Genomic DNA, 25,546 nt, shown 5'->3' on the forward strand with positions numbered 1-25,546 from the left:
GCGCGGAGCGGATCAGACGGTTCGGCGACTATGCGCGGTCGGCGTGCTCCGGAACCGGCGCCATCTGGTACTTCGGCCGGCCCTTGATCACGAGCGGACCCTTCCACGGAACCTGGTCGAAGGAGTTCCATGCGTTGACGTGGAGGGACTGGAACAGCCAGCGACCCTCCTTCTTCGTCAGGTGATCCTGCCGCGTTCCGATGCCGAACACGAAGTTGTTGTTGTAATCGACGTTGTACTGCAGGATCTGGAAGAAGAGCTTGACGTCGACCTCGCCCTCCTCTTCGCGCTCCGTGAACAGTTTGGTGTTCTGGATGTGCTGGCGCCCGTACCACCACGACTGCCGGTCGGTCCACAGAGAACGGAAGTTCTCCAGAATCGCGTCGTGCCCCTGCACCCTGCCCTGCCAGAGGTGATCGAACCATCCGTCCTGCGCGAAGACGCTGCAGACAAGGTCCTCGTCTGCGAGATCGATCCCCCACGCATAGCGTGCGTACAGGTCCTCGATCTCGAATCGGTCTTCGGCGGTGAGCTTCCAATTTGCCATTGCGTTCTCCTGATCAGCGGTCTTCGAATTTGTCGTCGAGAAGGTCGGCCGGTTCGCCGTTCTGGATGAGCAGGCCTTTGCGGCGGACGAACCGCAGAATCGACTCCGGCCCCGTGCGTCCGCCGCCGACGCCGGAGAACCCGAACGCGTTCGTCCCGATCGTGCGACCTTTGCCCGCCATCAGGAAGGTGTCCTGGATGAAGATCGAGCCGGCGTCGATCTTCCGTCCGATCTCCAGCGCCTCGTCGGCGGTTCCGGCGATCACGGATGCGGTCAGGCCGTACTCGGTGTCGTTGGCCAGCCGGATCGCCTCGTCGATGTCGCGGTAGGCCATCACCGGCAGGCACGGCCCGAAAGTCTCGTCGACCATGATCTGCATGCCGTGGTCGACGCCGGTCAGCACGGTCGGCCGCATGTACAGGCCGCCGCCGTGCTGCTCGACCGCTCCCCCGGTGAGGACCTGTGCACCCTTCGACCGGGCGTCGGCGATGTGCTGCAGCACAGTCTGCGGCTGCGCCGCGAAGGTGAATGGGCCGATGTGGCCGGCCTTGGCGTTGTCGTGGCTGAGGTGCACGAGCTGCGCCTTGCGCACCAGCTCCGCGACGAACTCGTCGTGGATCGACTCGTGGACGTAGACGCGCTCTACCGAGAAGCACACCATTCCCGTGGCATACGCGCCACCGCGAAGGATCGCCGTGGTAGCCCGATCGATGTCCGCCGTCTCGGTGACGATCGCCGGGTCCTTGCCACCGAGCTCCAGATAGCACGGGATCAGCCGCTCCGCACATGCGACCGCGATCTTTCGCCCCGTGGCCACGCTGCCGGTGAAGCAGACGATGTCCGCATTCGCGACGACCTCCTGGCCGGTGAGTCCGTCGCCGAGCACGAAATCGAACACGGCGGCGAGTTCGGGAACCTGGGCCACCGACTCGAAGAACAGCCGGGTGAACCGCGGAGTGACCTCCGAGGGCTTCCAGAGGACCGCAGATCCGGCGCACAGTGCCGGTATCGCATCGAGCATCGCGAGCATCGTCGGTGCGTTCCACGGAGAGATGACCCCGACCAGCGGGTAGGCGACGAGCTGCGAGCGGACCTCGACGGTCGGCATCGACACGGCGGTGCGGTGCACTCCGGCCGACTCCAACGATGACTCGGCGTCGGCGATCCAGCCGTTGACCGTCTCCAGCGTGATGAAGCCCTGGACGAATGACGTGTGGGTGCCACCGGTGTCGACTGCTTCCAGTTCACCGAACTGCTGGGCGATCTTCGCGAATTCCCCGGACCAGCGACGCATGACCTCCAGTCGCTCGCCGATCGACAGCGCTGCCCAGGCCGGCTGGTTCCGGCGCAGACGCGCCGCCGTGCTCGCGACATCTGCCGCGTCCGCGACAGCGATCTCGTGGTCGATCTCACCGGAGCGCGGGTTGCGCACGGGGAGCGTGCGAGTGCTCATGTCGTGATTTCCTTTCGCACGGCGCGCGTCGGCGCAGCACACCGCTGTGGTCACCTCATCATCGCGAATCCAGTCGACTGTGAGCATCGCGTACGCGACAGTCGCCGGCTCGGCGAATGTCGTGCACGACAGCACGTACACTCGACACGATGGAGTCGGTCCGGATGCTCACGCCCCAGGGTGGCGCATGGACCGAGGACGAGTTGAGATCGCGCGCGCTGAGCCCGCCCGAACTCCTCGCTCGGTCCGTCGACATCGTCGGTTTGTCGGCGACCTCCTGGGCGGTGGAGGTGGCGGCACGCGCGGCCGAGCAGATTCGCGGCCTGGAGCGAACCGGCGGCTTCCCCACAGCGTCGTCGGGCCACGTGCGGCGCGCGAGCGAGGTCGCATTCCTCCAGCTGCTGATCGCCGTCACCGCCGATCCCGGCGACGAGGTCTACCGCATCCTCAGCGATGACCTGCTCGAAATCGTTCGGCTCGGCGTGCGGCGGGGACTACCGCTGGATGTCCTGCTGAACCGGGTGTGGGGAATCCATACGGTCACCCGCGATGAGATGATCGCCGAACTGCAGCGCATCCTCCCGGAAGAGGAGCGCCCGAGCATTCTCCGTGAGTTGGGCGCCGCGATGCTCGACTATGCCAACTCCCACGCCTACCGGGTGGCCATGGCGTATGCGGAGGAGCAGCGGGCTTGGCGCGGCTGGCGCACCGAGACGCAGCGTCGCACCATCGCCGCGGTCGTCGACGGCTCATCTCCGCCCGATCGCGACGGCGGCCCTCTGGATGTCCACTGGCCCGGTGGTCACCTCTACGCCCTCAGCTGGTTCGAAGAGCAGTCCGGAACCCCCGACGTCGAGCAGTCGATCAGCGAGTTCGCCGATTCCGTCGGGGAACTGATCGGCGCCGAGAGGGTCGTGGTCATCGATTACGAGGGCACCACGCAGCTCTGGTGGAGCGCGCCGGGTGCACTGACACCCGACGCCGCGTCGCTGGTCGGGAGCGCCCGCCGACCCGACTGGATGCGCCTCGCGGTCGGTCCGCAGGGTCAGACCGTAGACGGCTTCCGCGCCGCGGTGCGCGGAGCAAGGCTCACCGAGCGGATGGCCCGACTGCCTGAGGCCGAGGAGCGGTCGGTCTGGAGATTCGACGAGGTCGGCCACCTTGCGCTCCTGGTCGAGAACCGGGACGCTGCGGCCTGGTACGTACGCCAGGAGCTCGCAGCGCTCGCTGGGCCCGGCACGAGGCTCGCGGAAATCCGCGACACGGTGCGCCGCTACCTGGAGAGCGGGAACAGTCGTGTGCTCGTGGCGAAGGAACTGCATCTTGCCCCGAACACTGTCGCATACCGAGTCGGCAAGGCGAGCGAGTTGCTCGGGCGTCCCGTCGCCGAACGCTCGCAACAGGTACTGCTGGCCCTTCAACTGGTGCACACTCTGCCGGGTCTGATCGATCCGCCGCGAGCGTGAGAGCGCGCAGCCTCAGCTGCGGCGTTCGCGCACGGCCGGGATCACCTCGGTGTCGAACAGATCGATCGAACGCAGCGCGTCCTCACGCGACAGCGTTCCCCACGAGAAGGCGCCGGCAAGGTAGTTCACCCCGCCCACCTCGACGACGTGCGCGACCTGCGCGGTGACGGATTCGGGCGAGCCGACGAAGAACAGGTGCTCGTCGACCAGCCGGCGCAGATCGGGCCGAGCGGGCTGCTCCGAGCCCATCTTGCGCCAGAGCCAGGTGAAGTTGTCGTAGTGGTCGACGAAGGCCCGCTCGGCGATCTCGAACGCCCGTTCGTCGGTGTCTGCGACCACGACGTGCCGCAGCACACCGAAGCGCGGCAGCGGCGAATCCGGCAGCGTGGCGGAGTGCACGTCGGCGAACAGGTCGCTGTGCTCTCGGATCACGGGGAGCGAGGGCGACTTGAACGCGAAGCCGAAGATCGTGTTCTGCCCGTTCTCCGCCGTCCGCTGAATCGACTCCGGGTTGGAGGTGGGGTACCACACCGGGATCTCACCGGAAGGCCTGAGCGTCAGCTCGACCGGGGCACCGCCGTGGGGTGGCTGGAAGACCCCCGTCTTGAGCGCGTGCAGAATCGCGGGCAGAAATGTCTCGTAGCGGGACTGCATCTCCGCGGGAGAGTAGCCGTACATCGCGGCCTCGTGCGGGGACGAGCCCTTTCCGATGCCGAGCTCGAGCCGGCCGTGCGAGAGCTGGTCGATCATCGCGATCTCCTGTACGAGCCGCAGCGGGTCGTACAGCGGGACGATGAAGGTGGTCGGCACCAGCCGCAGCCGCTGCGTCTCGCGGGCCAGCGCCGCCGTGAAGAGTCCGGGTGACGCGGCCAGGCCCAGCGTCGCCCCATGGTGCTCGGCGACGTGGAACCGGACGAAGTTCCCCTCATCGGCTCGTCGTGCTATCGCGATCCGATCGTCGTAGGTGTCCGCAATGCTCCGATCGCGATGCACGTCGAGCCAGTCGAACACCCCGAAGTCGAGATCGACCACATCCCACGTCCTCTCTCAATTCCACGCCGACGACAACGCTAACCAATCTCGTGGCCGGTTCTGTTCGTCCCGTGCGCCAGATTTCGGCGCGGCCTTGGTCGCATCGCACAATCGTCGGTTCTCCCACATCGTGCATCCTGGGAGAAGGGACGGCGAAAGGGGGATGCATGCGTCACTCATCGCGGTGGATCCTGGCGCTGACGCCAACGGAGCACAGCTGGTCGCCCGCCGAGCTCGCCCAGCGACGCGCGGCCGACGCCGAGACGATCGGCTCGGCCGTGGACGCGATCGGCGCCGGCCCCGTGGCGTGGGCCGTCGAGACGGCCGATCGGATCATGGGTCGATTCCGGGACGAAGGCGAGATGCTGGGCGTTCCGAGCGAGTCCACCGGGTTCTCGCGCCAAGGCGCGGAGGTCGGCTTGCTGATGGCCTTGGTCGCCATGGTCAGCGAATCGCCGCTGGAGAAGATCCGGATCTCACCGGCGATGCCGCAGCTTGCCCGCATCGCCGTCCGGCAGGGTATGCCGATCGACGCGCTCATCCACAAAGCCTGGGCCAGCCACGCCGCATCGCAGGATGAGATGCTCGACAGGATCGGCGCGCTCGTCGACACGGAGCACCAGATCGCGGCAATCCGCGCCATGAGCACGGCGATGTTCGCCTATGGGAACGCCACGGTCCGCGCCCTCTCCGATGCCTACCGGGAGGAACGGCGGCAATGGGACGGCAAGACTCGCGAGGCGCGCCGCAGGGTAATCGCTGATCTCGCTCGGGGCGGACCTGCACCCGTCGACGCTGAAGAGATTCTCGGCCTGTCGCTCGTCGGTGGACACCTGTTCGGTCTCGCATTCAGCGCCACGGGGCGACACGTGTCCCAGCTCGAAGAGTCGGTGAATTCCTTCGCGCGCACTGCCGCCGACCTGCTCGGGGCGGATCGGGTGATCGTGGTTCCCCACGATGCCGCCGTTGAGATGTGGTGGACGTTCGCGTCACGGGAGCCGTCCGATGCCGCCGAGCTGCTCCGCGACGCGGACAGACCGTCGGGGGTCAGCATCAGCGTCGGCCCGACCGGCATCGGCATCGACGGTTTTCGAGCCTCATACCACGGTGCGTACGAGGCTGCCCGGGTGGGCAGGGCGGCCGATGCCGACGGCATCTGGGCGTATGACCGCGTTGCACACCTCGCGCTGCTGCTCCATGACCGCTCCGCCGCCCGACGTTTCGTCATCCACCACCTCGGTCCGCTGATGGACGCAGGTGACCGCGTCGCCGAGATCCGCACGACCCTGCGCCGCTACCTCGAAACCGGAAACAGTCGCGTCGGCGTCGCCGACGAGCTCCATATCGCCCCCAGCACTGTCGCGTACCGGGTCGCGCAGGCTCAGGAGATCCTGGGCCCGGCCTTTCGCGACCGGCCGGTTCCGACGCTTCTCGCGCTGCAACTCGTCGAGCTCATACCGGACATCGCCTCCTGAGCCTGTGCGGACCCGGGCCCGCGTCGCCGCCACGGCGTGCGGACCGGGTCGACTACTTGACCGCGTTCGAGATCTGGTCCAGCGGCACGAAGGACCCGTGGAAAGAGAATGACTGGCGGTACGGCAGCAGCACTCGGGCGATGGGATCGGCCTGGACGTTCTTCGCATCCAGGACCCAGAACTCGGCTCGGTTCTCTGCCATGAAGTTCACCATCGACATGATCCACCCGTCTCCCTCCGGGGCGTCTGCGGACCGCGGGACGAACATCGGCTCCTGGGCGACGACGCCCGGGGGCAGCTCGTGCAGGTTGACCTGGTGGTTGTCCCAGTCCAGCGATGCGATCCCGCGGTCGTGGCGGAAGTATCCCCAGCGGTACCGTTCCATCTGGAACCGTCCGTCATTTCGGGGCATCTCGCCGACGGATCCGGGCACCGCATACTGCTTCGGGATGCTGGCCTCGTCCGAGAGGTCGAACTCCAGACGCGTGATCTGCGCGATGCCCTCCTCGAGGGACGAGATCTCACCGATGGTCGTCGGGAAGAACGGGAACCCGTTACCCGGCGAGATCGTCGCGTCGACGTACACCTTGTCGCCCTCGGTGAAAGCGTTCATGATGTGGCCCGAGAAGGTGTTGGGCAGGTGGAACCAGCGGATGTCGTTCACCGAGCCGTCGCGACGCATGATGCCCCAGGCGCTCGGTTTGCTCGGGTCGTAGTTGTAGAAATCGCCGCCCTTCTTCATGCGCTCCTCGTCCACAGTGAGCGGCATGATGTCGAAGATGACGTGCTCGCGGGTGACCGCGAAGTCGTGCGAAAGCCCGGGGAACGGGCTGTTGAAGATCTCCTCACGGATGAGGTTCCCCTCCTTGTCCGCCACCTGCAGCGCCAGGACCGGCTCGATGTACGATCCGTCGGCGAAGAGGCCGAACCCCCACCACTCGCCGGTGACCGGATCGAGCTTGGGGTGCGCGCACACCGAGATCGATTTGAGCTTGCCGTCGAAGTCCCACTGCTCCTTCGTCTCCAGCGTCTCGGGGTCCATCATGTACGGGTGGCTGTCCTCGCGCAGCGCGAACAGCCGGCCGGCGTGCCAGTGCGCGTACGTGTTGCCCGTGTTGTCGCGATCGACCTGAGGAGCTTCGGGGTCGTCGGTGTACTTGTTGCGGTACTTGCCGTACAGCCGGCGCCGTGCGGCGCGCTCGGCCATCAGCCGCGGCGTGCGAACGTAGCGCGACTTGAAGTCGACGTGGCCGTCCTCGAAGCGGAGCATCGAGAACAGACCGTCGCCATTGATGATGACGTCGTCCTCGAGGGTCGGGTAGTAGCGATCGCCGCCGACGCGGTACAGCGCGCCATTGATCTCGCGGGGAACCTCCCCGATGATCTCGGCGTCGTAGAGCTCGGCTTCCAGCCGGGTCGCGGGCGACTGCTTCCCCTGGAAGCTGTGCATGTTGTAGAACTTGCCGGCGAGCGTCATCGTTGTACTCCTTGTGCCTGCGACCTGTGCTGCGACTGTGCGTGTCACCAAGCCACTCGTGCCGCCCGGCCATGGTAAGCACGGCCGATCCCCCGTCGTCAGCGCACGCGGAGCAGCCTTTCGAGCGTCCGGCTGTCGCGCGCAGCAGCTCTCGCCGGCGCACCCACCAAGACTGTCGTGGGCGCACAATCGGATGCCGCTTCCCTGGCCTGACGTGACATGTCCCAGCCTGCGGACCGAACTAGGGTCGGAGTGCTCTCGCTCTCCTCCGTTAGGAACCCTATGACGCAGTCGTCCAAGCAGCGCCGCGCTGCGCTTCTCGCCCTCGGCCTGGATCTTTCCCCCGAGATGGTCGCCGGGACGATCGGCCTGACCGCCCCCGATATCGACCCTGCAATCTACGACGGAGTCCTCGTCACGAAGGATCTTTCCTACGGCCAGCACGAGCGCCATGCCCTCGACGTGTACGCACCCGAGGCTGCGGATGTCGCCGGCTGCCCCGTCCTGGTCTACGTGCACGGCGGCGGTTTCGTCCGCGGCGCGAAGGACTCCGAACAGACTCCGTACTTCAAGAACATCGGCTCCTGGGCGGTGCAGCAGGGCTGGGTGGCTGTCGTCATCAACTACCGGCTGGCGCCCGAGTTCGCCTACCCATCCGGAGCGGAGGACGTGGCTGCCGCGATGACGTGGGTCGCCGATCACATCGGCGAGTACGGCGGCGACTCCGCAAAGGTGTTCCTGTGCGGTCAGTCCGCCGGATCGATGCACGTCGCCGACTACGTCGTCGGCCACGGCGGCTACGGTCCGCACGGACGTGCACTGGCGGGCGCCGTGATCGCCTCGTGCCTCTACGACGTCGGCCGGGCGAAGCAGAAGGACATGCACCTCGCTTACTGGGGTGAGGACACCAACCTCTGGGCGGAACGAGGCACGCTGCAGGGACTCATCGAGACCGACCTGCCGCTGCTGTGCACGGTCAGCGAGTTCGACGAGCCGGAGTTCCAGGATCATGCGACGCAGTTCGTCGCCGAGTGGTATGCGCGCAAGCAGACGTTCGCTCCCCTGCACCTGCTCTACTCGCAGAACCACCTGACCCCGGTCTACGCGATCGGCTCGCCGTGGGACGCCTTCGGGCCGCTTCTGACGCAGTTCGTCGAAGCGAACGCCTGACGGTGGGACCGCCCCTATTGCCGGCGCCAGAATCGCTCACCGGCACTGTCGCAGCGACCGTGCCGCCGAGCGAAGCGATCGGCGATCGTGGTGCTGTGTCAACGTTGCCACCAGAGACTGATCCCGCCGGACTCGAGGCGACGCTTGCCGAGATCCGTTCCGCGCTCGGCGCTGACGCCGTGCTCACCGGAGAGGCCGGCCACGAGTTCCGCGATCCGTATGACGGGTTCGACGAAGCGCATTTCCCTTCAGCGGTGGTGCAGCCGACGACGGTCGAGGAGGTCCAGGCCGTCGTCCGGATCGCCGCGGCCCGCGGCATCCCGATCTGGACGAGCAGCCAAGGCCGCAACAACGGCTACGGCGGATCCGCCCCCGTGGTCGGAGGATCTGTCGTGTTGAGTCTGCGGAAGATGAACCGCATCCTCGAGATCGACGACGAGCTCGGCATCGCCGTGGTCGAGCCGGGCGTGCAGTTCTTTGAACTCGTGGATGAACTGCGACGACGCGGCGGTCGATGGTGGACCGCAACACCCAGCCTCGGCTGGGGCTCGGTCGTCGGGAACACCCTCGACCACGGGTTCGGATACACCGAATACGGAGACCACGCCGCACACGTACCCGCCCTCGAGGTGGTGCTGGCGGATGGCTCGCTGCTGCGCACCGGTATGTGGGCGTCGTCCACGAGCCGCGCTGCACACCCTCGCGGTTTCGGGCCGAACCTCACCCCACTGTTCATGCAGTCCAATCTCGGCATCGTCACCAAGCTCGCCCGACCGCTCAGCCCCCGGCCCGAGATCTATGCTCCGATCACCATCCGGGTGCCCGACGCCGAAGATCTCGGCCCGCTCGTCGACGTGATGCGCGTGCTGACGATCGAGGGAACGATCCCCAACATCCCCAACATCACCTCCGCACTGGGCGCCGCCTCGATGCGCAAGCCGCGGCGCGATTGGTACGACGGCCCTGTTCCGATCCCCGACGACGTGTATCGCGACATGTGCGAGACGCTCGGCATCGGATGGTGGAACTGCGCGGCGGCGCTGTACGGGCCGGCGGCAGTGGTGGCAGCGCGCCTGGAGCGCGTGCGCGAAGTGGTGCTCAAGGCATTGCCGCGCGCGGAAGTGAGCGCGAAGCTTCTGCAGGGCGGGGAGATCGACGACGGCGTTCTCACCCACCGGGAGAGCGTGCAGGCCGGGCGGCCCAGCCTGGTGATGCTCGCGACGGCTAAGTGGCGCGGCGACGAAGGCGGCCACCTGGAGATTTCTCCGATCGGCCCGGCGACGGGAGCGGATGTGGAGCGGATCGTCGCGATCCTCCGACCGATCGTCGAGGCGGAGGGCTTCGATTTCTGGCCGAGCGTGTACGTCATCAAGCGCTCGCTGATGTTCCTCGGTGTCCTCAACTTCGACCGCTTCGACCCCTCCCAGATCGAGGCGGCATACCGCGTCGCCCGCGTGGCATATCCCGCACTCGCTGCCGCCGGCTACACCCCGTACCGCGGCAACATCCGCTTCATGGACATGATGCAGGACATCTACGACTGGAACGATCACGCGATGCGCCGTTTCGTCGAGCGTCTCAAGGACGAGCTCGACCCGGTCGGAATCCTCTCCCCCGGCAAGCAGGGAATCTGGCCGCGACGGCTTCGCGCCGAACGGGATGGCTCATCCGCACCGCACGAGCACGAACCCACACGCTCACGAATGAAGGAAGACAACCAATGACCATCGAGCTCCCCTCGATCCTCCCCGACGGCGTCGAACGCGAAGACTACGCACGCGCGGTCGCAGCCTTGGTCGATGCGCTCGGCGCCGACGCCGTGCAGCTCGAGGGCATCGAAGAATTCCGCGACCCTTACGACTGGCCCGAGTGGGACACGCACTGGCCCTCGGCCATCGTGCAGCCAGGCTCCGTCGAGGATGTGCAGACGATCGTCCGCATCGCGAACGATCATGGCGTTCCGCTGTGGACGCACAGCCAGGGCAAGAACAACGGCTACGGCGGAGGCGCGCCGCGGGTTCGCGGGTCGATCACGCTCAACTTCCGCCGCATGAACCGCATCCTCGAGATCAACGAGGAGCTCGGATATGTCGTGGTCGAGCCCGGCGTCACCTTCTACGAGCTCGTCGACGAGCTCGCCGCCCGCGGCGGGGATTGGTGGCCGTCTACGCCCGACCTGGGTTGGGGCTCGGTCGTCGGCAACACCGTCGACCATGGCGTCGGCTACACGGAGTTCGGCGATCACGCCGCCGCGGCGAGCGGACTCGAAATCGTGCTCGCGGACGGGTCTCTGCTGCGAACCGGCATGTGGGCCTCGTCGACGAGCCAGGCGGGCCATGCACACCCGCGCGGATTCGGCCCGAACGTCGAGTCCCTCTTCATGCAGTCCAACCTGGGCATCGTCACCAAGCTGGGGCGCCGGATCAGTCCTGCACCGGAGCTGTTCGCCCCCCTGCGCTTTCGCGTGTGGGAGGACGCCGATCTGGTGCCCCTCATCGACGCCACCCGCACCCTCATGCTCGAAGGCACGATCCGCAACATTCCGGTGATCGGCGGAGTACTCGGAACCGCAGCGATGCGCGGACCGCGCTCGCAGTGGCTGGACGGCCCGATGACGGAGAGCGACTACCGGCGCATGATGAAGGAACTCGGCGCCGGCTGGTGGAATCTCCGCGCCGCCGTCTCTGGACCCCGCGCCGTCGTCGAGGCTCAACTGGAGCGCATTCGTGAGGTCCTCGAAGCGGCGGTGCCCAGCGGCGAATTCTCGGCGCTGCCGACCGAAGGGCACGATGTGTCCGAGGAGACACTGCCCCTGCACCCGGACCGCGTTCAGGCTGGACGCCCGAGCCAGAGCCTGCTGAAGTCGGTCGAATGGTGGGGACCGGATGGCGGCCACCTGGAGCTGTCCCCGGTCGCGCCCAACACCGGCCGGGATGCCGTGCGCATCGGCGAGATCCTCCGCGAGGAGATGGAGGGTGCGGGCTTCGACTTCTGGCCGAGCATCTGTCTCTTCCCGCGCTCGCTCGTCTACCTCGGCGTCATCAACTTCGATCACTCGGACCCGCAGCGGATCCAGGCGGCGTACGACGTCTACGATTCCGCGGTCCGACGACTGGGCGCCGAGGGCTATCCGCTGTACCGCGGCCACGTCCGCGGCATGGATGTCATCCAGGACCAGTACGACTGGAACGAGCACGCATACCGGCGCTTCGTCGAACGACTCAAGGACGCGCTGGACCCGCAGGGCATCCTGTCCCCGGGCAAGCAGGGCATCTGGCCGGCGAGCTACCGCACGGACGACCAGTAGGGACGGATGCGGGCCGGCCGGCCCATCGGGAAGGGCCGGCCGCGCCGGGTCGGGCCCCGTGGGTCAGGCGAGTGGGCGCTCGAGCGGTGAGAAGAGCTGCCCCGAGCTGAACACCAGCGGCAGATCGCCATCACGCAGATCGAGGTGCTCGACGCTGCCGATGAACAGGGTGTGGTCCCCGGCCTTGTGACGGTCGACGATCCGACAGCCGAGCCGGCCGATGGCGTCCGGCACGAACGGGTGCCCGTCGACCCAGTCGAACTCGGGTGCAGCGACATCCGTCGGCTTGCCGGCGAAGCGCACCGCGACGTCCTTCTGCTGGTGTCCGAGGATGCTCACCGAGTACCGCTCATTGACCGTCAGGTACTCGTGCGTGCGCGTGTGCTCGCCCACGGACACGAGGATCAGCGGCGGGTCCAGCGACACCGAGACGAAGCCGTTCGCGGTCATGCCGTGCACGACCCCGTCAGCGGAGCACGTCGTGATGACGGTCACGCCGGAGGGGAACTTTCCGGCGACGCTCCGGAACGCCCGGCTGTCGATGGGGCTCATCGGTGCGTGTCGACGTCGTCGTTGGAGATCAGATCGGGCGCGGTCCACCCGTTGAGGTCGTAGTCGCTCATCGCATTGCCCACGAGGCCCTCGAGGTAGGACATGGTCCCGTCTGCCAGCGCGGTGCGGTGCGAGGACATGAAGTGGACGTCCTCCTGCCCGAGGTAGTTCTGCTCGTACAGGTCGTGCCGACCACCGAACTCGCTGCCGACAGCATCCCAGAGCATCTTCATGATGCGCGAGCGGTCGATCGCGGTCTTGCCGTTGGAGCCGCGCAGGTAGCGGTCCAGCGTGGGTCGCAGCTCGGGGTTGGCGAAATCCTTCGCGAGCGAGTTCAGGTAGATCAAGCCCGACCCTGTGAACTTCTCCGCCAGTTCACGACTCCGTTTCTGGAGCGACGGACCTATCGCGGCGGACGCGGAAGCGTAGACCGGGTTGGGCTCCATCGAGCCTCCTGGCCCGGGGACCGCGTGCTCGATCATTCCGGCCCGCAGCCCGTTCAGGACGTTCCGGTTCACGAGCATCTCGCCGAGGGCGACGTTCGCGAATCGTTCGTTCTGGCTGCCGACGACCTCCAGTGCCTGGTTCATCAGGCCGGCGAGGAACCCGAGCTTGGTGGAAAGCCGCACGTTCGCCTGCAGGATGCCGCGGCCGGTCCACCGGCTGTCCCGGATGAACGAAAAGATCTTCGCCTCGTCGTAGATGAGGACGTTCTCCCAGGGGATCAGGGCCTCGTCGAAGACGAGGACCGCATCGTTCTCGTCGAACCGGCTCGACAGCGGGTAGTCGAAGGGTGACGAGGTGCGCGCGGCGACCTCCTCGTACGAGGCGCGAGCGACGAGCTTCACGCCCGGCGCGCTGACCGGGGCCACGAACATCAATGCGAAGGCCTTGTCGGCGACCTCGACGCGCGTATGACCGACGAGGATGTACTGGGCGATCGGGGATCCGGTCGCGACGACCTTGGCGCCGCTGACGATCAGTCCCGCGTCCGTCTCCCGCTCCACGTGCACGAACACGTCGCGGACCTCTTCGATCGGCTTGCCGCGATCCACCGGGGGATTGGCGATCGCGTGCGCGAAGAACAGCACGTTCTCCTGCGCCTGGCGGTACCAGTACCGCGCGTTGTCGGCGAACTCGCCGTAGTACTCCGGGTCCTGACCCAAGCTGGTCAGCAGCGCCGCCTTGTAGTCGGGGGTCCGTCCCATCCAGCCGAAGACGAGCTCCTGCCAGGTCTGGATCGCGGTGACGTTGTCGCGCAGATCCTGCTGCGAGTGCGCCACGCGGAAGAAGGGGTGCGTCAGCCCCCCGCTGCCGGTGTCGGTCGGCTTCAGCATCCGGTCGGCGATCGCCGGGTCATGGAAGGCGTTGTACAGGCGCGCCATCGATCGAGCCGAGTTGCGGAAGGCGGGGTGCGTGGTGACGTCGGCGACCTTCTCGCCGTACAGCCAGACTTCGCGACCGTCCCGGATCGACTCCAAATACTCGTCGCCGGTCTGCGGGAGGGTGCGTGTCCCGGTGGGCGCGGACGCGCTCTGCTCGATGGTCATTGCAGTCCTCCTGATCCAGGCCGAGCACACTCACTCGACTCTTTCCACAAAGCTATGATCGGCGGGCCCCGGATTCCACGGACGATTCGCCAAGCTCACAAGGCACCGTTGTTCATCCTGCATAATGGGTCTTTCCGGCCCACAGTCGCCGGCCGGAAAGGCACAAGGCCGATGGTCAACCGAATCGATGACGTCCTCCGACATGTTCCGCTCCGTGAGCGGCCTCAGCCCCTCAATGACGCGCGCACCATCGCGGCTCTGAGCGAGGGGATCGAACCGCGCCTCGTGGATTGGTCGCTCGGCGTCGCGCACGCGGCGGCCGAAGAGGCGTACGGCGATGTCGCCCCCGCGCGATTCGAGATTCTCGCGGAGATGATCGGCATGGCCATCGAGTCGATCTCGATCAATCTCATCCGCTATCTGCTCACCGGCAGGGACAACGCCGCCGGTGTCCGGGTGAGCAAGGCGCAGCGCACGTCCACCCTCCAGGCGGTGCACATCGGCATCCCCCTGGAGCGCATCATCGGGGGAATGCGTGCGCTGGACCACCGTTGGCGACGCACGTTCATCGAGATCGTGGTGCAGTCGATGCCGCATGAGCACGCGGTCGCGCTGCTCACGGACATCGACCGATCGCTCGCCACGTACTTCGGGGCGCTGATCGACGAGAACGCCCGCATCTACACCGACGAGCACGAGCGCCTGCGCGACCAGCGCGTCGTCGGGCAGCGGCAGCTTCTGGAACGGCTGATCAGCGGCGTTCACGTCGACGACGCGGTCATCCTCCAAGTCTTCGGCGTGCAGCCGCACAGCGAGCACGTCTGCGTCGTCGTCTCGCCGTCCGCCCACGCCGAGGCGCGGGCGCCCCAGCTCGACTTCGCGGGTTTCCGCCAGTCCGTCGCTCGCCGCTTCGCCGACCGGATCGTGAACTCCGTGCCCGTGGATCAGGACACCGTGTGGATCCTCATCACCGGCGCATCGCAGCTCGATGAGCCGGTAGCTGAATGGCTGGCCGGCGTCGCCACTGAGATGCCCGGCTCCCTCGTATCGATCGGGCTGGTCGGCTCGGGCACCTCCGGACTGCGCACCTCGTGCCTTACGGCCACCGCGGCGCACGCGCTCAATCGGCTCTCACCGAAGGCCGGTCCGGTCGTAACGTTCGCCGCGGACGGGATGCTGGCACTGGCCGCCCAGTCGCCCGAACTGGCACGCCTGTTCGTCCAGAGCGAGATCGGGCCGCTTCTCGGGCCGGGGCCGCTCAGGGACGACCTGCATCGGACGCTGAGCACGCTGATCGGCCTGAATGGGAGCCTCGTCCGGGCGGCTGAGGTTCTGTACGTCCACCGCAACACGATCGCGTACCGGCTGAAGCGGATCGAAGAGATCCTCGGCCGGGATCCGATGGCGCGGCCGGTCGAGACGCGGACGGCGCTCCTGCTGGCGGACTACCTCTCCGAGTGAGGGTCCACCACCCGTGCGGATGCCGGGGCAATCAGTCCAGGATGATCGGGCTCTCGGCGGGCATCGCGAACTCGTGGATCTCGCCGAGGTACTTCTCCTGCGTCTGCACGCGTGAGGAGTCGGGGATGTTGGCCATGACGGTCGTCCCCGCCGCCGTTTCCACGGCGAGCCGGTAGGCGTCCCCGAGATAGCTCGACGCGGTAACCCTGCCGCGGAACGTGGCCTGGGGCTGCGCGCTGGGCGCGTCGGCCGCAAAGACGATGTCCGACGCGCGGAACGCGATCTGCGCGCCGCGCCATGAGCGGATCATGTCGCCACGCAGATGGAAGGATCCGCCACCGACGACATCGACGCGGCCGACATCGGGATCGATGTGCGTGACGGTGAGGATGTTGTCGAACCCGACGAAATCGGCCACCCATGCCGTCTTGGGCTTCGCGAAGATCTCATGCGGAGTCCCCGACTGCTCGATCCGACCCTGGTTCATCACGACGACGTGGTCGGAGATCGCGAGCGCCTCCTCCTGATCGTGGGTGACGTACACCGACGAGTAGCCGAACTCGTCGTGCAGGCGACGGATCTCCGTGCGCATCGCGAGGCGAAGCTTCGCGTCGAGGTTCGACAGCGGCTCGTCGAAGAGCAGCAGGCCCGACGCGGACACGAGCCCCCGGGCGAGCGCGACACGCTGCTGCTGCCCACCCGAGAGCTCATGCGGATAACGGGCGTCCAGGCCCGTCAGCCCGACGGCGTTCAGCGCCTCCGTGGCCCGCGCCGCGGCTGCGCGGCTGTTCACGCCGCGCAGCCGCAGCGGGTACGCGATATTGCCGAGCACCGTGCGGTTGGGCCAGAGCGCGTAGCTCTGGAACACCATGCCGAGCTTGCGCTTGTGAGGTGCCAGGAATGTGCCGGCGGCGATGTCGACGAAGACATCGTCGCCGAACTGGATACGGCCGGCGTCAGGCACTTCCAGGCCGGCAAGACAACGGAGAGTCGTCGTCTTGCCGCATCCCGACGGGCCCAGCAACGTTGTGAAGGAACCCTCGCTCAGCGAGAGCGTGATGTCCTCCACAGCGATGCTGCCGCCCGGGTAATGCTTGGCGATTGCGTCGATTTCCAGTGAGCGCATTCCTGCACACCTCTCCGATCGGCGAGCCGATCAGTCCATCTCGTTCAGACTCAGGGAACGAAGATCGTCTTGAACTGCTCGATGTAGCCCGGACGCGCTTCGTCGATGTCCGCCGACGGAACGATCCCGGTCAGGTTGGCCTCGACCCAGTTGGTCCACGGCGCTGCAGGATCGGCGGCTTTGACGTTGAGCGGGGCAAGCCCTGCCGAGCCGATGGCCTCCTGCGCCGTGAGCGTGTTGAGCCACTCCAGGTACAGCTTGCCCACACTGGGGTGGGGCGCGTCCGCGAGCAGGAGCTGCTTGTGCGTGACCACGTAGTTGTCCTTCTCCATGAGGCGGAACTCCACCGGCGCGCCGGCACGCTGCGCGCCCACGACTGCGGACGACGGAGCTGCGAACATGAAGGCCGCCTCGCCTTGCATCAGCGCCGCGATCGCGTCGCCGTATGTGCCCTTGATCACCGTGTTGCCGGCGAGGGCCTTGATGTCCGCGTCGGTGTAGGCGCCGTTCTGGGCGAGGTAGATCGGAGCATCCTGCGACGGACCGGGGAGGTTCGGGTCGCCCATCAGGACGTTGCCGGCGTACTCGGGGTCGGTCAGATCGCTCCAGAGCTTCGGGTGCAGCTCTCCGGCTCGCGGTAGGAAGACGCCGTAACCGAAGAAGCCGATGAAGGGCGAGGTGAACTTGTGGTTCGGGTCGATCAGCTGGTCCGCGCTGTCGGCCAGGTCCTCGGGAACCGTCATGGCGACGACCTCGTACTCCTGCGCGAAGTCGACGTACTGCTGGCCGTTCGGGTTGTGCAGCACGTCGGTGACGTGATTCCCGCTCTGGACCTCGGACTGCAGCTGGGTGATCAGGGGTGCCCCGATCAGCGACGCAGAGGTGACCGAAATTTCGGGGAACGTGGCCTCGAAGGCCTCCCAGGTCGCGGCCATGTCGTCGGCAAGACCGGAGATGATGCTCAACTCGTTCTCGCCGTCGGCGATCGCAGCCTCGTAGAGTTCGGTGATCCGCTGCGCAGCCTCCTCGGAGATCTGCTCGGCCTTCGGATCGACGTAGTAGTCGCCGCTCGCGGCGCCCTTATCGGTGTCGGTCGAGGAGTCCGGTGCGGGCGTGCTCGTGCATCCGCTGATCAGCAGCAACATCGATGCTGCGAACGCGACGCCGGCGATGGGCTTGGTTTTCATGCATTGCTCCTTGGTGTTTTTCGGGTGCCTCACGCGTCGACCGTGGGCTCGACGTCGAGCTTCCTCGGCAGGAGACGCGTGGGACGTACGTGGACGGCTCCGGTCCAGTCGGAGTCCGTGCTCCTCGCCATGACGAGCTTGCGGGGCCTCGCCCGTCGGGTCAGGAACCGCTTGAGGGCCTCGATGACCATCGCGATGAGAAGGATCTCCACCACGAAGAGCACGAAGGATGCCGCCGCCAGCGAGAAGTTGCCGGCGAGGTAGTCGTCGTACACCTTGATGGCGAGCATCGGGGCGCGGCGTTCACCGAGCAGCATCGGGATGGCCAGTGTCCCCGACGCGACCACGAAGCAGAGCAACCAGCCGTTCAACGCGCTGGGCAGCAGAAGCCGGAACACCACCGCGATCAGCGCCCGGGCACGGCTGCCACCGGAGACCCTTGTGGCCTCCTCCAGCTCGGCGGGGATCTGCACGATCGCACCGGCGATCGTGCGGCTGGCCAGCGGCACGACGGCGATGAACAATGCCGCCATCAGCAGCAGCGGCGACCCGTACATGGTCTTCCACGGGCCGATCAGAACGACGGTGATGATACCGAGCGCCAGGAGTAGCCCGGGCACCACCATCGGGAGCATCTGACTGCCGTCAAGCAGCGTCCCCAACCGCCCGCGCCGCAGCTTCACCGCCCAGAGGATGACGATGACGGCGATCATTCCGAGCACCGCCGCGAGTGCGGCGACGGCTGCCGTCTGCAGGAAGATGTTGACGCTCTGCTGACTGCTCAGGATCGTGTCGAACCACTTGGTGGTCAGACCGGCCTGAGGGTCGAGGATCTTGGACCAGTCGGTCGGGTTCCAGCCGAAATACGGGGAGAACGACACCAGCACCAGTTGCAGCAGCGGGAGAAGGACCGCGACGACCGCGTACAGGAGGCTGAACGCGAAGAGCGGGAGCCGCCATCTGCCCAGGCTCCACTCGCCCTGTCGAGATCCCTTGCCGGTGACCGTCGTGAAACGCCGTCGGCCTTGCAGCCGGCGCTCGATCACCAGAAGGCCGACGAGGATCACGAGAAGCAGGATCGACACGGCGCTGGCGTGACCGTAGAACGGGTTGCGTGCGTCGTTCAGGTAGCGGTACACCTCGGTCGGCAGGACGTAGATGTCCGCCGGGACCCCGAGGACGACCGGAACGTCGAAAGCTTCCATCGAGGCGACCGTCGAAATGACGACGACCGCGGAGATGGCGGGCATGAGGACAGGGATCTGCGTGCCGAAGAACGTTCGGATCGGCCCGGCGCCCGAGACTCGGGCTGCCTCTTCCAGCGAGCGGTCCATGGTGGAGAACGGACCGATCAGGATCAGATACATGAAGGCCGTCGCGCGGAAGATCGACACGAGGATGAGTCCGCCCCACGACTCGATGTTCAGCGGGCCCTGACCCCAGAGGTAGCCTTCGGCGAATCCGGAGCTGATGCCGCGCAGCCAGACGTTGATCAGACCCACCGTCTCGTTGCCGAGCATCGACCACGAAAGTGCGTAGAACAGCGGCGGGAGGGCGACGAGAACGGCCATGGTGCCCGTGATCAACCACTTGCCCAGTGCGTTGGTCCGGGTGACGAGCGTCGCGAAGAACACCGCGAGGATGATCGCTGGTACGACCGACGCCACGGTCAGGAGAACCGTGTTCCACAGCGTTCCCCAGGTTTCCGGGTTGGTGAACACGTCGATGACCGGCTGGAGCGACCAGACGCCCGCCTGCGGGCCTTCGGTGAATGGTGACGTGCGGAATGCGCCGATGATGACCGCGAGAGCGGGCGAGACGAACAGCAGCGCGGCGACGATCCCGATCAGGATCTGAATATTCCGTTCGGGCCGCAGTGCCCACTCGCGCCGGAGTCGCGCCAGGCCGCCTCGGGGCGCGTCCGAAGTCATCGGTGCGTCGTTTGCCATCCGTGCCTCCTCGTCGAGGTCTCGCATTCACCACAGCGAGCAACGAAGAGCAGCGCGCGCTCTCATTCTCGCTGATCGCCCGACCCGGCTCACTGGCCCCCGAACACAACCCGGGACCAGTCGTCTGGTCCGCATGCACAAAGTCGCTGTGCTCAGACGGTGCGCGGAGTCCGGTCTCAGTCGAAGACGATGACCGGCTTGATCGTGGTGCCCGCCTTCATGTCGCTGACCGCCTGATTGATCTGATCGAGCCGGTATGTCTGCACAAGTCGATCGATCGGCAGGCGACCCTCTTCGAACAGCCGGATGAGCTCGCGCAGGAAGACCAGACCGGTACCGTCCCCACCCATCACACCACGGATCGTCACGCCCTTCGTCAGGATCCGATTCAAGTCGAGATCCAACGGCACTCCTCCGGTGCCACTGACGTAGCAGAACATGCCGTGATAGGTCAGGGAGTAGATCGCGCTGAGGACGACGTGTTTGACGCCCGTCGAGTCGAACGCGCGATCGACACCCGCCGGCACGATCTGTTTGATGGCGGCCACTGCGTCCACTCCGCCGGTCGTGTTGATCGTGTGCGTGGCGCCGAATTCCCGCGCCAACTGCAGGCGCGAGTCGTGGACGTCGATCGCGATGATCTCCCGGGTGCCGCGCATGCGCGCAGCCGCGATCGCGGCCAGTCCCACGGTTCCGACGCCGAACACCGCGAGGGAGTGGTCCGGATCAGGTTTGAGCGTGTTGAGGACCGCTCCCGCCCCGGCATTGGCACCGCAGGTCAGCGCGCAGAGATACTGCAGCCGGGCATCGTCGGCAACCCGGATGATGTTGCGTTCGGTGACCAGCGAGTACTGCGCGAATGAGGACTGGCCGAAGAACGCGCCTCGCACCGGGTCCCCGCGGTGGCTCGCCTTGGTCGAGCCGTCGAGCCTGGTTCCGCCGAAGACGAGCGTTCCGGACTTCTCGCAGTATGCCGTGTGACCGAGGCGGCACTGCGTGCACGCACCGCAGAAGTCGGGGGCGATCACGACCTTGTCACCGGGCTGCACCGAAGTGACCAGAGAGCCGACGCGCTCGACGACCCCCGAGCCCTCGTGACCCAGGATGATGGGCATCGTCACGGGCAGCCGGCCGCTCAGTGCGTTGATGTCGGTGTGGCAGATCCCGACTGCGAGGATGCGGACGAGCACCTCTTCGGCGCGCGGCTCGTCGAGTTCGATGTCGAGGAGCTCGAATTCCGCTCCGGCCTGCGCGGCGACAGCCGCCGTCATGGTCACCATGTCGAATGAGCACCTTTCATCCTGAGGCGCGTGCCTGCGTCCGACTCAAGTCTGCAGGGGCGAACGCGGACCCGTCACTGGCGTGCGCACACATCAGGCCCGCGATGATTGGTCGGCTCGCCCAATGACCGGGTGACCGCCGCCGTGGATCGTAGGGTGCGTGACTAATGACGCTCACGCGCGCCTGCGCGACGACTGGCGGCTCGCCGCACCCCTGATCGACGGGATCACCCCCGAGGTCGCCGAGACTCTCGCAGTGACCAATCCCGCGACGGGCGACGAGATCGGCAGGGTCGCCCTCGCGGATGTGCGCCGCGCCGATGACGCGGTCGCCGCGGCCCGGCGCGCCTTTCCGGCATGGCGCGACATGCCGACCGCCGAACGTGGTGCCATCGTGCTGGCCGCAGTCGAGGCGGTAGAGGCGATGGCCGACGAGGTCGCCGCGCTGATCAGCCTCGAGGTCGGCAAGGTGCTGCACGAGGCGCAAGGTGACATCCGGGGTGCGCTCGCGATGGTGCGCGGAATGGTCCAGCTCGTGGCCGAACTCGAGGCCGGCGAGGACAGGACCGGACTACCCGGCACCGGCCAGGCCAGTTTCGTGCGTTTGCGCCACGTCCCGGTCGGTCCGGTCGCGGTGATCGGACCGTGGAACACTCCCGTCTTCCTCACCTTCAACGCGATCGCCCCCGCGCTGGCTGCCGGCGCGACCCTGGTCGTCAAGCCCGCCGTCGAAGCGCCGCTCGCCCTGACCGCCACCCTGCGAGCGATGGCAGCTCATCTGCCCCCGGGCGTCATCAACATCGTCCCCGGCCGCGGGTCCATCGTCGGTCAACGACTGGCCGAGCATCCCGACGTCCGTGCGCTGTCGTTCACCGGCAGCACCGGAACCGGGCGGCGCATCGCCGCGGCGGCGGCCGGGAACATCAAGAAGATCGCGCTGGAACTCGGGGGGAACGACCCGGCGATCGTGCTCGGCTCAGCCGAGATCACCGACTCGCTCGTCACCGAACTCGTCGCCGGGTGCTATTCGATGACCGGCCAGATCTGCTTCAACATCAAACGCATCTACGTGCATCACTCGCGGCACGACGAGCTTGTGGAGAAGTTCTCGGCGGCGGCGTCGCGAATCGTCGTGGGTGATGCCTTCGATCCGACCGCGCACATCGGCCCGCTGACGACGCGGGAGGGATACCAGAACGCGCTGCGTCTGCTCGCTGAGGCGCGGGCCGCCGGCGCCGTCGTCCACGAGCTCGGGATCCGCGCCGACTCGGCCGACTGGTCAGCGGGCTATTACGTCGCTCCGACCGTTGTGACCGGCATCCCCACCGATCACGAACTCGTGCTCGACGAGCAGTTCGCCCCGATCATTCCCATCGTCCCGTTCGACACGGATGATGAAGCTATCGTCGAGGCGAATCGCACCGACTTCGGTCTTGCGTCCTCGGTGTGGTCGCAGAACCTCGCTCACGCCGAGGCCGTGGCGCGCAGGATCGAGGCAGGCAACACCTTCATCAATGCGCACCGCCTGGGCGCCAGCGTTCCGCTCGTGCCCTTCGGCGGCGTCAAGCAGTCCGGCCTGGGACGAACGCACCTGCTCTACTCGCTCGAACACGTCACCGACGAACACGGCATCGTCGGCTTCAGTTCCCCGGCAGCGCAGCTGCCGGGGATCACACGCTGGCAGAACGTGCTGGCCGCCCCCACCGCGAAGGAGAACGTATGACTGCGACAACCCAAGGTGGCGCTCCCGGCTGGGAGTCCCGCCCCTACCTCAGGATCGCCACCGAAGAGGCCTATGCTCCTCAGGAAGTCCTGGACGAGTATCGCAAGATCCTCGACTCGGGCGACGCCGACCCCGGATTCGTCTCGCTGATGGGCTATTTCCTGGGCTCCGAGCACCCTCAGCCGCGCAGCGTCATGGAGAAGATCAGCTCGCTCGGGGAATCGCGCCTGCAGGACATGGACGCCACCGGCATCGACAAGCAGGTGCTCGCGCTGACGGCACCTGGCACGCAGGTGCTCGATGTCGCGACAGCGAAGTGGGCGGCCGAGCTGACCAACGACCGGCTCGCAGAGGCCGTCGCCGCGCACCCGGACCGGTATGCCGCCCTTGCCGCCGTCGGGTTCGAAGACAGCTCTTCGGCGATCGCAGAGCTGGACCGCGCGGTGAACACGCTCGGCCTGAAGGGGCTGATCGCGAACTCCCATGTGAAGGGTCGCTACCTGGATCACCCCGATTTCTTCCCCATCCTCGAGGCTGCGGCTGACCTGGATGTTCCGGTGTACCTCCACCCGCAGACCCTGCCGGGCGATGTCATCAAGCCATGGCAGGAAGCCGGCCTCGACGGGGCCGTGTGGGGATTCGCAGCCGAAACAGGTCTGCACCTTCTGCGGATGATCACCTCCGGTCTGTTCGACCGGCTGCCCAACCTGCGCGTGGTCTGCGGTCACCTGGGTGAGGGACTGCCGTTCTTCATGAGTCGCATCGACCACATGCACGCCAAGCAGGTCGCATCGGGACGCTACGAGGCGATCAAGCCGCTGAACCAGCGGCCGAGCGAGTACTTGAAGTCCCACATCTGGCTGACCACGAGCGGTATGCCGTGGGAGCCCGCGATCTCCTTCACCCGGCAGGTCGTCGGCGCGGACCGGGTCATGTACGCGATGGACTATCCGTACCAGTTCGTGGCGCAAGAGGTCGCCGACCAGGACGCCCTGCCCTACTCCGACGGCGAGAAGGTGGACTTCTTCCAGGGGATCGCCGAACGCGTCTTCAAGCTGTAGCAACCGACGACGCAGGGTCCGCATCCCGCACCGGGGACGCGGACCCTGCGTTCGTTCGTCTGCGGACTACAGCACTCCCGGGGCGAAGCTCCCGTGGAAGGTCATGTGCGTCGAGTACGGGATCTTCGCCTTCGCGATCGGTCCCTCCTCGATCTTCATCGCGTCGAAGACGACGAGCGCGCCTCGGTTGGTCGCCGCATGGTTGACGACGGCCAGCAGCCATCCGTCCCCCTCGGCGGCGCCCTCGTAGCGCGGGACGAAAGTGCACTCGTGAAGCACGTTGGGTGCGACCATCGGGTAGTTGCGCACCTCGAGCGTGTCCCAGTCGATGCGGTTGAGTCCGTCGGCGCCGCGGAAGAATCCGTACTTATAGCGCATCATGGCGAACCGGTCGTCGATCTTCGGCATTTCGCCGACCGCACCGTGGATGCGCGTCACCTTCGGCTGGTCCGACTCCCCGACCAGATCGAACTCCAGCCGTGTGATGGTCGCGTTGCCGAGTTCGATATCGGTCGGGTTGCCGGCGACGTCGGTGAAGAACGGGAACGAGTTACCCGGGGCGGCGGGGGCATCGACGATGACCTTCTTCCCCTCGGTATACGCGTTCATGATGTGTCCGCACACCACGCCCGGAGCCCGGAACCACCGGATGTCGGACGTGCTGCCGTCGCGCGGCATGATGCCCCATAGTGACGGCTGGTCAGGGTCGAACGCGTAGAACTGGCCGCCCTTCTTCATCCGCTCCTCGTCCACGCGGAACGGCTGGATGTCGAAGATCACGTGTTCCCTGGTCACCGCGAAGTCGTGCATCATGCCCGGGTACGGCGCGACGAAGTACTCCTCGCGAATGAGCTTGGCGTTCTTGTCGGCGACGATGAGTGCGCACTCGCCGGCCCATTGGCGCTCGGCGTACATTCCGAACGCCCACCATTCGCCGGTGACGGGGTCGACCTTGCCGTGCGCCGAGAGCGCAGTGGATTTCAGCGCGCCATCGAAGTTGAAGACGTCCTTGGTCTCCAGTGTGACGGGATCGATCTCGTTCGGGTGCGAGTCCTCACGCAGGGCGAACAGACGTCCGTTGAAGTACCAGGCGTACGTGTTTCCCGTATTGTCGCGCTGCATCAGTCCTGGAGCATCGGGGTCGTCGCGCGCGGGGTTCCGGTAGGCGTTGAAGAGCTTCTTGCGTGCTTCACGCTCCGCCGTGAATCGCTCCGTCTGGACGTAGCGGGACTTGAAGTCCACGTGGCCGTCCTCGATCCGCCAGGACAGCAGGCTGCCGTCGCCGTTGAGGATGATGTCGTCCTCGAAGGTCGGGTACTGGTGGTCGGGACCGAGACCGAAGAAGGTGCCCTTCAGCTGCTCGGGAAAGACGCCCTCGATCTGACAGTCGAAGAGGTCCGCCTCCAGGCGGACCGGCTCGAACTGTCGTCCATAGAACGACGGGACGGTGTGGAACTGCGGTTGCACGTACAGAGACTGCCGTTCGTTGATCGTCATCGATCTTCCTCTCAGGCGTTTCCGCCGACTGTGTAGTGCCGCGTGATGATCAGGGGCAGGATGCCGGGCGCTCGCCGTATCGGCCGGCGTTCCGCGCCGAAGCCGAAGAGTCCGCGCAATGCTCATACGACGTCGGTGACACGGCATCCGTCCTGTCTCCATCCAAGCCGCGACGTCTTGACGGGCACACGTTGCCCGCGCCAGCAGTGCCGAGGGGAGTTGGCGCGCGCGCC

General features: G+C 66.6%; 19 protein-coding genes. 8 read left to right on the forward strand and 11 right to left on the reverse strand.

Features of this window, described 5'->3' with window-relative positions:
• Window positions 1-28: 28 nt before the first annotated feature.
• Together ABD655_RS15505 and ABD655_RS15510 are read right to left on the reverse strand one after the other, a co-directional pair.
• Window positions 29-547 (reverse strand): nuclear transport factor 2 family protein, encoded by a 519-nt coding sequence (locus ABD655_RS15505; protein WP_344715305.1) that lies wholly within the window; start codon window positions 545-547, stop codon window positions 29-31.
• A gap of 13 nt (window positions 548-560) precedes the next feature.
• Complete coding sequence (locus ABD655_RS15510; protein ID WP_344715306.1) at window positions 561-2,000, reverse strand: aldehyde dehydrogenase family protein; 1,440 nt, start codon at window positions 1,998-2,000, stop codon at window positions 561-563.
• Window positions 2,001-2,149: 149 nt separating this feature from the next.
• Here ABD655_RS15510 and ABD655_RS15515 point away from each other — a divergent pair, with 149 nt between their 5' ends.
• Window positions 2,150-3,466: a helix-turn-helix domain-containing protein gene (locus ABD655_RS15515; RefSeq protein WP_344715308.1), complete on the forward strand. Its 1,317-nt coding sequence runs from the start codon at window positions 2,150-2,152 to the stop codon at window positions 3,464-3,466.
• 12 nt (window positions 3,467-3,478) lie between these two features.
• Here ABD655_RS15515 and ABD655_RS15520 read toward each other — a convergent pair whose 3' ends face one another.
• On the reverse strand, window positions 3,479-4,498 hold the full coding sequence (locus ABD655_RS15520) for an LLM class flavin-dependent oxidoreductase (RefSeq protein ID WP_344715309.1): 1,020 nt from the start codon (window positions 4,496-4,498) through the stop codon (window positions 3,479-3,481).
• 167 nt (window positions 4,499-4,665) lie between these two features.
• On the opposite strand from ABD655_RS15520, the gene ABD655_RS15525 reads away from it, so the two are divergent.
• Window positions 4,666-5,973 (forward strand): PucR family transcriptional regulator, encoded by a 1,308-nt coding sequence (locus ABD655_RS15525; RefSeq protein WP_344715310.1) that lies wholly within the window; start codon window positions 4,666-4,668, stop codon window positions 5,971-5,973.
• Window positions 5,974-6,025: 52 nt separating this feature from the next.
• Here ABD655_RS15525 and ABD655_RS15530 read toward each other — a convergent pair whose 3' ends face one another.
• Window positions 6,026-7,450: a carotenoid oxygenase family protein gene (locus ABD655_RS15530; RefSeq protein WP_344715312.1), complete on the reverse strand. Its 1,425-nt coding sequence runs from the start codon at window positions 7,448-7,450 to the stop codon at window positions 6,026-6,028.
• A gap of 282 nt (window positions 7,451-7,732) precedes the next feature.
• Here ABD655_RS15530 and ABD655_RS15535 point away from each other — a divergent pair, with 282 nt between their 5' ends.
• The 3 genes from ABD655_RS15535 (at window position 7,733) to ABD655_RS15545 (ending at window position 11,927) form a co-directional block, all read left to right on the forward strand.
• Window positions 7,733-8,620: an alpha/beta hydrolase gene (locus ABD655_RS15535; RefSeq protein ID WP_344715314.1), complete on the forward strand. Its 888-nt coding sequence runs from the start codon at window positions 7,733-7,735 to the stop codon at window positions 8,618-8,620.
• A 95-nt stretch (window positions 8,621-8,715) separates the two neighbouring features.
• Window positions 8,716-10,344: an FAD-binding oxidoreductase gene (locus ABD655_RS15540; RefSeq protein WP_344715316.1), complete on the forward strand. Its 1,629-nt coding sequence runs from the start codon at window positions 8,716-8,718 to the stop codon at window positions 10,342-10,344.
• Window positions 10,341-11,927: an FAD-binding oxidoreductase gene (locus tag ABD655_RS15545; protein ID WP_344715318.1), complete on the forward strand. Its 1,587-nt coding sequence runs from the start codon at window positions 10,341-10,343 to the stop codon at window positions 11,925-11,927. Before ABD655_RS15540 ends, ABD655_RS15545 begins: the two co-directional genes overlap by 4 nt.
• Window positions 11,928-11,990: 63 nt before the next feature.
• On the opposite strand, the gene ABD655_RS15550 is transcribed toward ABD655_RS15545, so the two are convergent.
• Both ABD655_RS15550 and ABD655_RS15555 read right to left on the reverse strand, forming a co-directional pair.
• Window positions 11,991-12,479, reverse strand: coding sequence for a flavin reductase family protein (locus tag ABD655_RS15550; RefSeq protein WP_344715320.1), 489 nt, complete (start codon window positions 12,477-12,479; stop codon window positions 11,991-11,993).
• Complete coding sequence (locus ABD655_RS15555) at window positions 12,476-14,029, reverse strand: 4-hydroxyphenylacetate 3-hydroxylase N-terminal domain-containing protein (RefSeq protein WP_344715321.1); 1,554 nt, start codon at window positions 14,027-14,029, stop codon at window positions 12,476-12,478. Before ABD655_RS15555 ends, ABD655_RS15550 begins: the two co-directional genes overlap by 4 nt.
• Window positions 14,030-14,200: 171 nt before the next feature.
• Here ABD655_RS15555 and ABD655_RS15560 point away from each other — a divergent pair, with 171 nt between their 5' ends.
• Entirely contained in the window at window positions 14,201-15,490 is a 1,290-nt protein-coding gene (locus tag ABD655_RS15560) for a PucR family transcriptional regulator (protein WP_344715322.1), read from the forward strand.
• 31 nt (window positions 15,491-15,521) lie between these two features.
• On the opposite strand, the gene ABD655_RS15565 is transcribed toward ABD655_RS15560, so the two are convergent.
• The 4 genes from ABD655_RS15565 to ABD655_RS15580 all read right to left on the reverse strand — a co-directional run bounded on the left by ABD655_RS15565 (window position 15,522) and on the right by ABD655_RS15580 (window position 21,032).
• Entirely contained in the window at window positions 15,522-16,616 is a 1,095-nt protein-coding gene (locus ABD655_RS15565; RefSeq protein ID WP_344715324.1) for an ABC transporter ATP-binding protein, read from the reverse strand.
• 50 nt (window positions 16,617-16,666) lie between these two features.
• A complete protein-coding gene (locus ABD655_RS15570; protein WP_344715326.1) occupies window positions 16,667-17,803 on the reverse strand; it encodes an ABC transporter substrate-binding protein in 1,137 nt (378 codons plus the stop codon).
• Window positions 17,804-17,832: 29 nt separating this feature from the next.
• Window positions 17,833-19,752 (reverse strand): ABC transporter permease, encoded by a 1,920-nt coding sequence (locus tag ABD655_RS15575; protein ID WP_344715328.1) that lies wholly within the window; start codon window positions 19,750-19,752, stop codon window positions 17,833-17,835.
• A 176-nt stretch (window positions 19,753-19,928) separates the two neighbouring features.
• Complete coding sequence (locus ABD655_RS15580) at window positions 19,929-21,032, reverse strand: NAD(P)-dependent alcohol dehydrogenase (protein WP_344715330.1); 1,104 nt, start codon at window positions 21,030-21,032, stop codon at window positions 19,929-19,931.
• Window positions 21,033-21,192: 160 nt separating this feature from the next.
• Between ABD655_RS15580 and ABD655_RS15585 the strand changes: the two genes are divergently transcribed.
• Window positions 21,193-22,755 (forward strand): aldehyde dehydrogenase family protein, encoded by a 1,563-nt coding sequence (locus ABD655_RS15585; protein ID WP_344715332.1) that lies wholly within the window; start codon window positions 21,193-21,195, stop codon window positions 22,753-22,755.
• Window positions 22,752-23,816 carry an amidohydrolase family protein gene (locus tag ABD655_RS15590; protein WP_344715334.1) on the forward strand — a complete coding sequence of 355 codons (1,065 nt, stop codon included), beginning with the start codon at window positions 22,752-22,754 and terminating at the stop codon, window positions 23,814-23,816. The genes ABD655_RS15585 and ABD655_RS15590 overlap by 4 nt, the downstream gene beginning before the upstream one ends.
• A 66-nt stretch (window positions 23,817-23,882) precedes the next feature.
• Here the strand turns inward: ABD655_RS15590 and ABD655_RS15595 are convergent, their stop codons facing one another.
• Window positions 23,883-25,313 (reverse strand): carotenoid oxygenase family protein, encoded by a 1,431-nt coding sequence (locus tag ABD655_RS15595; RefSeq protein WP_344715335.1) that lies wholly within the window; start codon window positions 25,311-25,313, stop codon window positions 23,883-23,885.
• Between the last annotated feature and the right edge of the window lie 233 nt (window positions 25,314-25,546).

Origin of the sequence: Microbacterium terregens, from assembly GCF_039534975.1 — a bacterium.
GTDB lineage: Bacteria > Actinomycetota > Actinomycetes > Actinomycetales > Microbacteriaceae > Microbacterium > Microbacterium terregens.

What these genes read in the sequence shown, in the direction of transcription:
- ABD655_RS15555 (WP_344715321.1), bottom strand. Translation starts at nt 14,029, where the DNA reads ATGACCATCGAGCAGAGCGCGTCCGCGCCCACCGGGACACGCACCCTC.
- ABD655_RS15575 (WP_344715328.1), bottom strand. Translation starts at nt 19,752, where the DNA reads ATGGCAAACGACGCACCGATGACTTCGGACGCGCCCCGAGGCGGCCTG.
- ABD655_RS15570 (WP_344715326.1), bottom strand. Translation starts at nt 17,803, where the DNA reads ATGAAAACCAAGCCCATCGCCGGCGTCGCGTTCGCAGCATCGATGTTG.
- ABD655_RS15560 (WP_344715322.1), top strand. Translation starts at nt 14,201, where the DNA reads ATGGTCAACCGAATCGATGACGTCCTCCGACATGTTCCGCTCCGTGAG.
- ABD655_RS15515 (WP_344715308.1), top strand. Translation starts at nt 2,150, where the DNA reads ATGGAGTCGGTCCGGATGCTCACGCCCCAGGGTGGCGCATGGACCGAG.
- ABD655_RS15535 (WP_344715314.1), top strand. Translation starts at nt 7,733, where the DNA reads ATGACGCAGTCGTCCAAGCAGCGCCGCGCTGCGCTTCTCGCCCTCGGC.
- ABD655_RS15565 (WP_344715324.1), bottom strand. Translation starts at nt 16,616, where the DNA reads ATGCGCTCACTGGAAATCGACGCAATCGCCAAGCATTACCCGGGCGGC.
- ABD655_RS15595 (WP_344715335.1), bottom strand. Translation starts at nt 25,313, where the DNA reads ATGACGATCAACGAACGGCAGTCTCTGTACGTGCAACCGCAGTTCCAC.
- ABD655_RS15580 (WP_344715330.1), bottom strand. Translation starts at nt 21,032, where the DNA reads ATGGTGACCATGACGGCGGCTGTCGCCGCGCAGGCCGGAGCGGAATTC.
- ABD655_RS15545 (WP_344715318.1), top strand. Translation starts at nt 10,341, where the DNA reads ATGACCATCGAGCTCCCCTCGATCCTCCCCGACGGCGTCGAACGCGAA.
- ABD655_RS15525 (WP_344715310.1), top strand. Translation starts at nt 4,666, where the DNA reads ATGCGTCACTCATCGCGGTGGATCCTGGCGCTGACGCCAACGGAGCAC.
- ABD655_RS15550 (WP_344715320.1), bottom strand. Translation starts at nt 12,479, where the DNA reads ATGAGCCCCATCGACAGCCGGGCGTTCCGGAGCGTCGCCGGAAAGTTC.
- ABD655_RS15505 (WP_344715305.1), bottom strand. Translation starts at nt 547, where the DNA reads ATGGCAAATTGGAAGCTCACCGCCGAAGACCGATTCGAGATCGAGGAC.
- ABD655_RS15530 (WP_344715312.1), bottom strand. Translation starts at nt 7,450, where the DNA reads ATGACGCTCGCCGGCAAGTTCTACAACATGCACAGCTTCCAGGGGAAG.
- ABD655_RS15510 (WP_344715306.1), bottom strand. Translation starts at nt 2,000, where the DNA reads ATGAGCACTCGCACGCTCCCCGTGCGCAACCCGCGCTCCGGTGAGATC.
- ABD655_RS15590 (WP_344715334.1), top strand. Translation starts at nt 22,752, where the DNA reads ATGACTGCGACAACCCAAGGTGGCGCTCCCGGCTGGGAGTCCCGCCCC.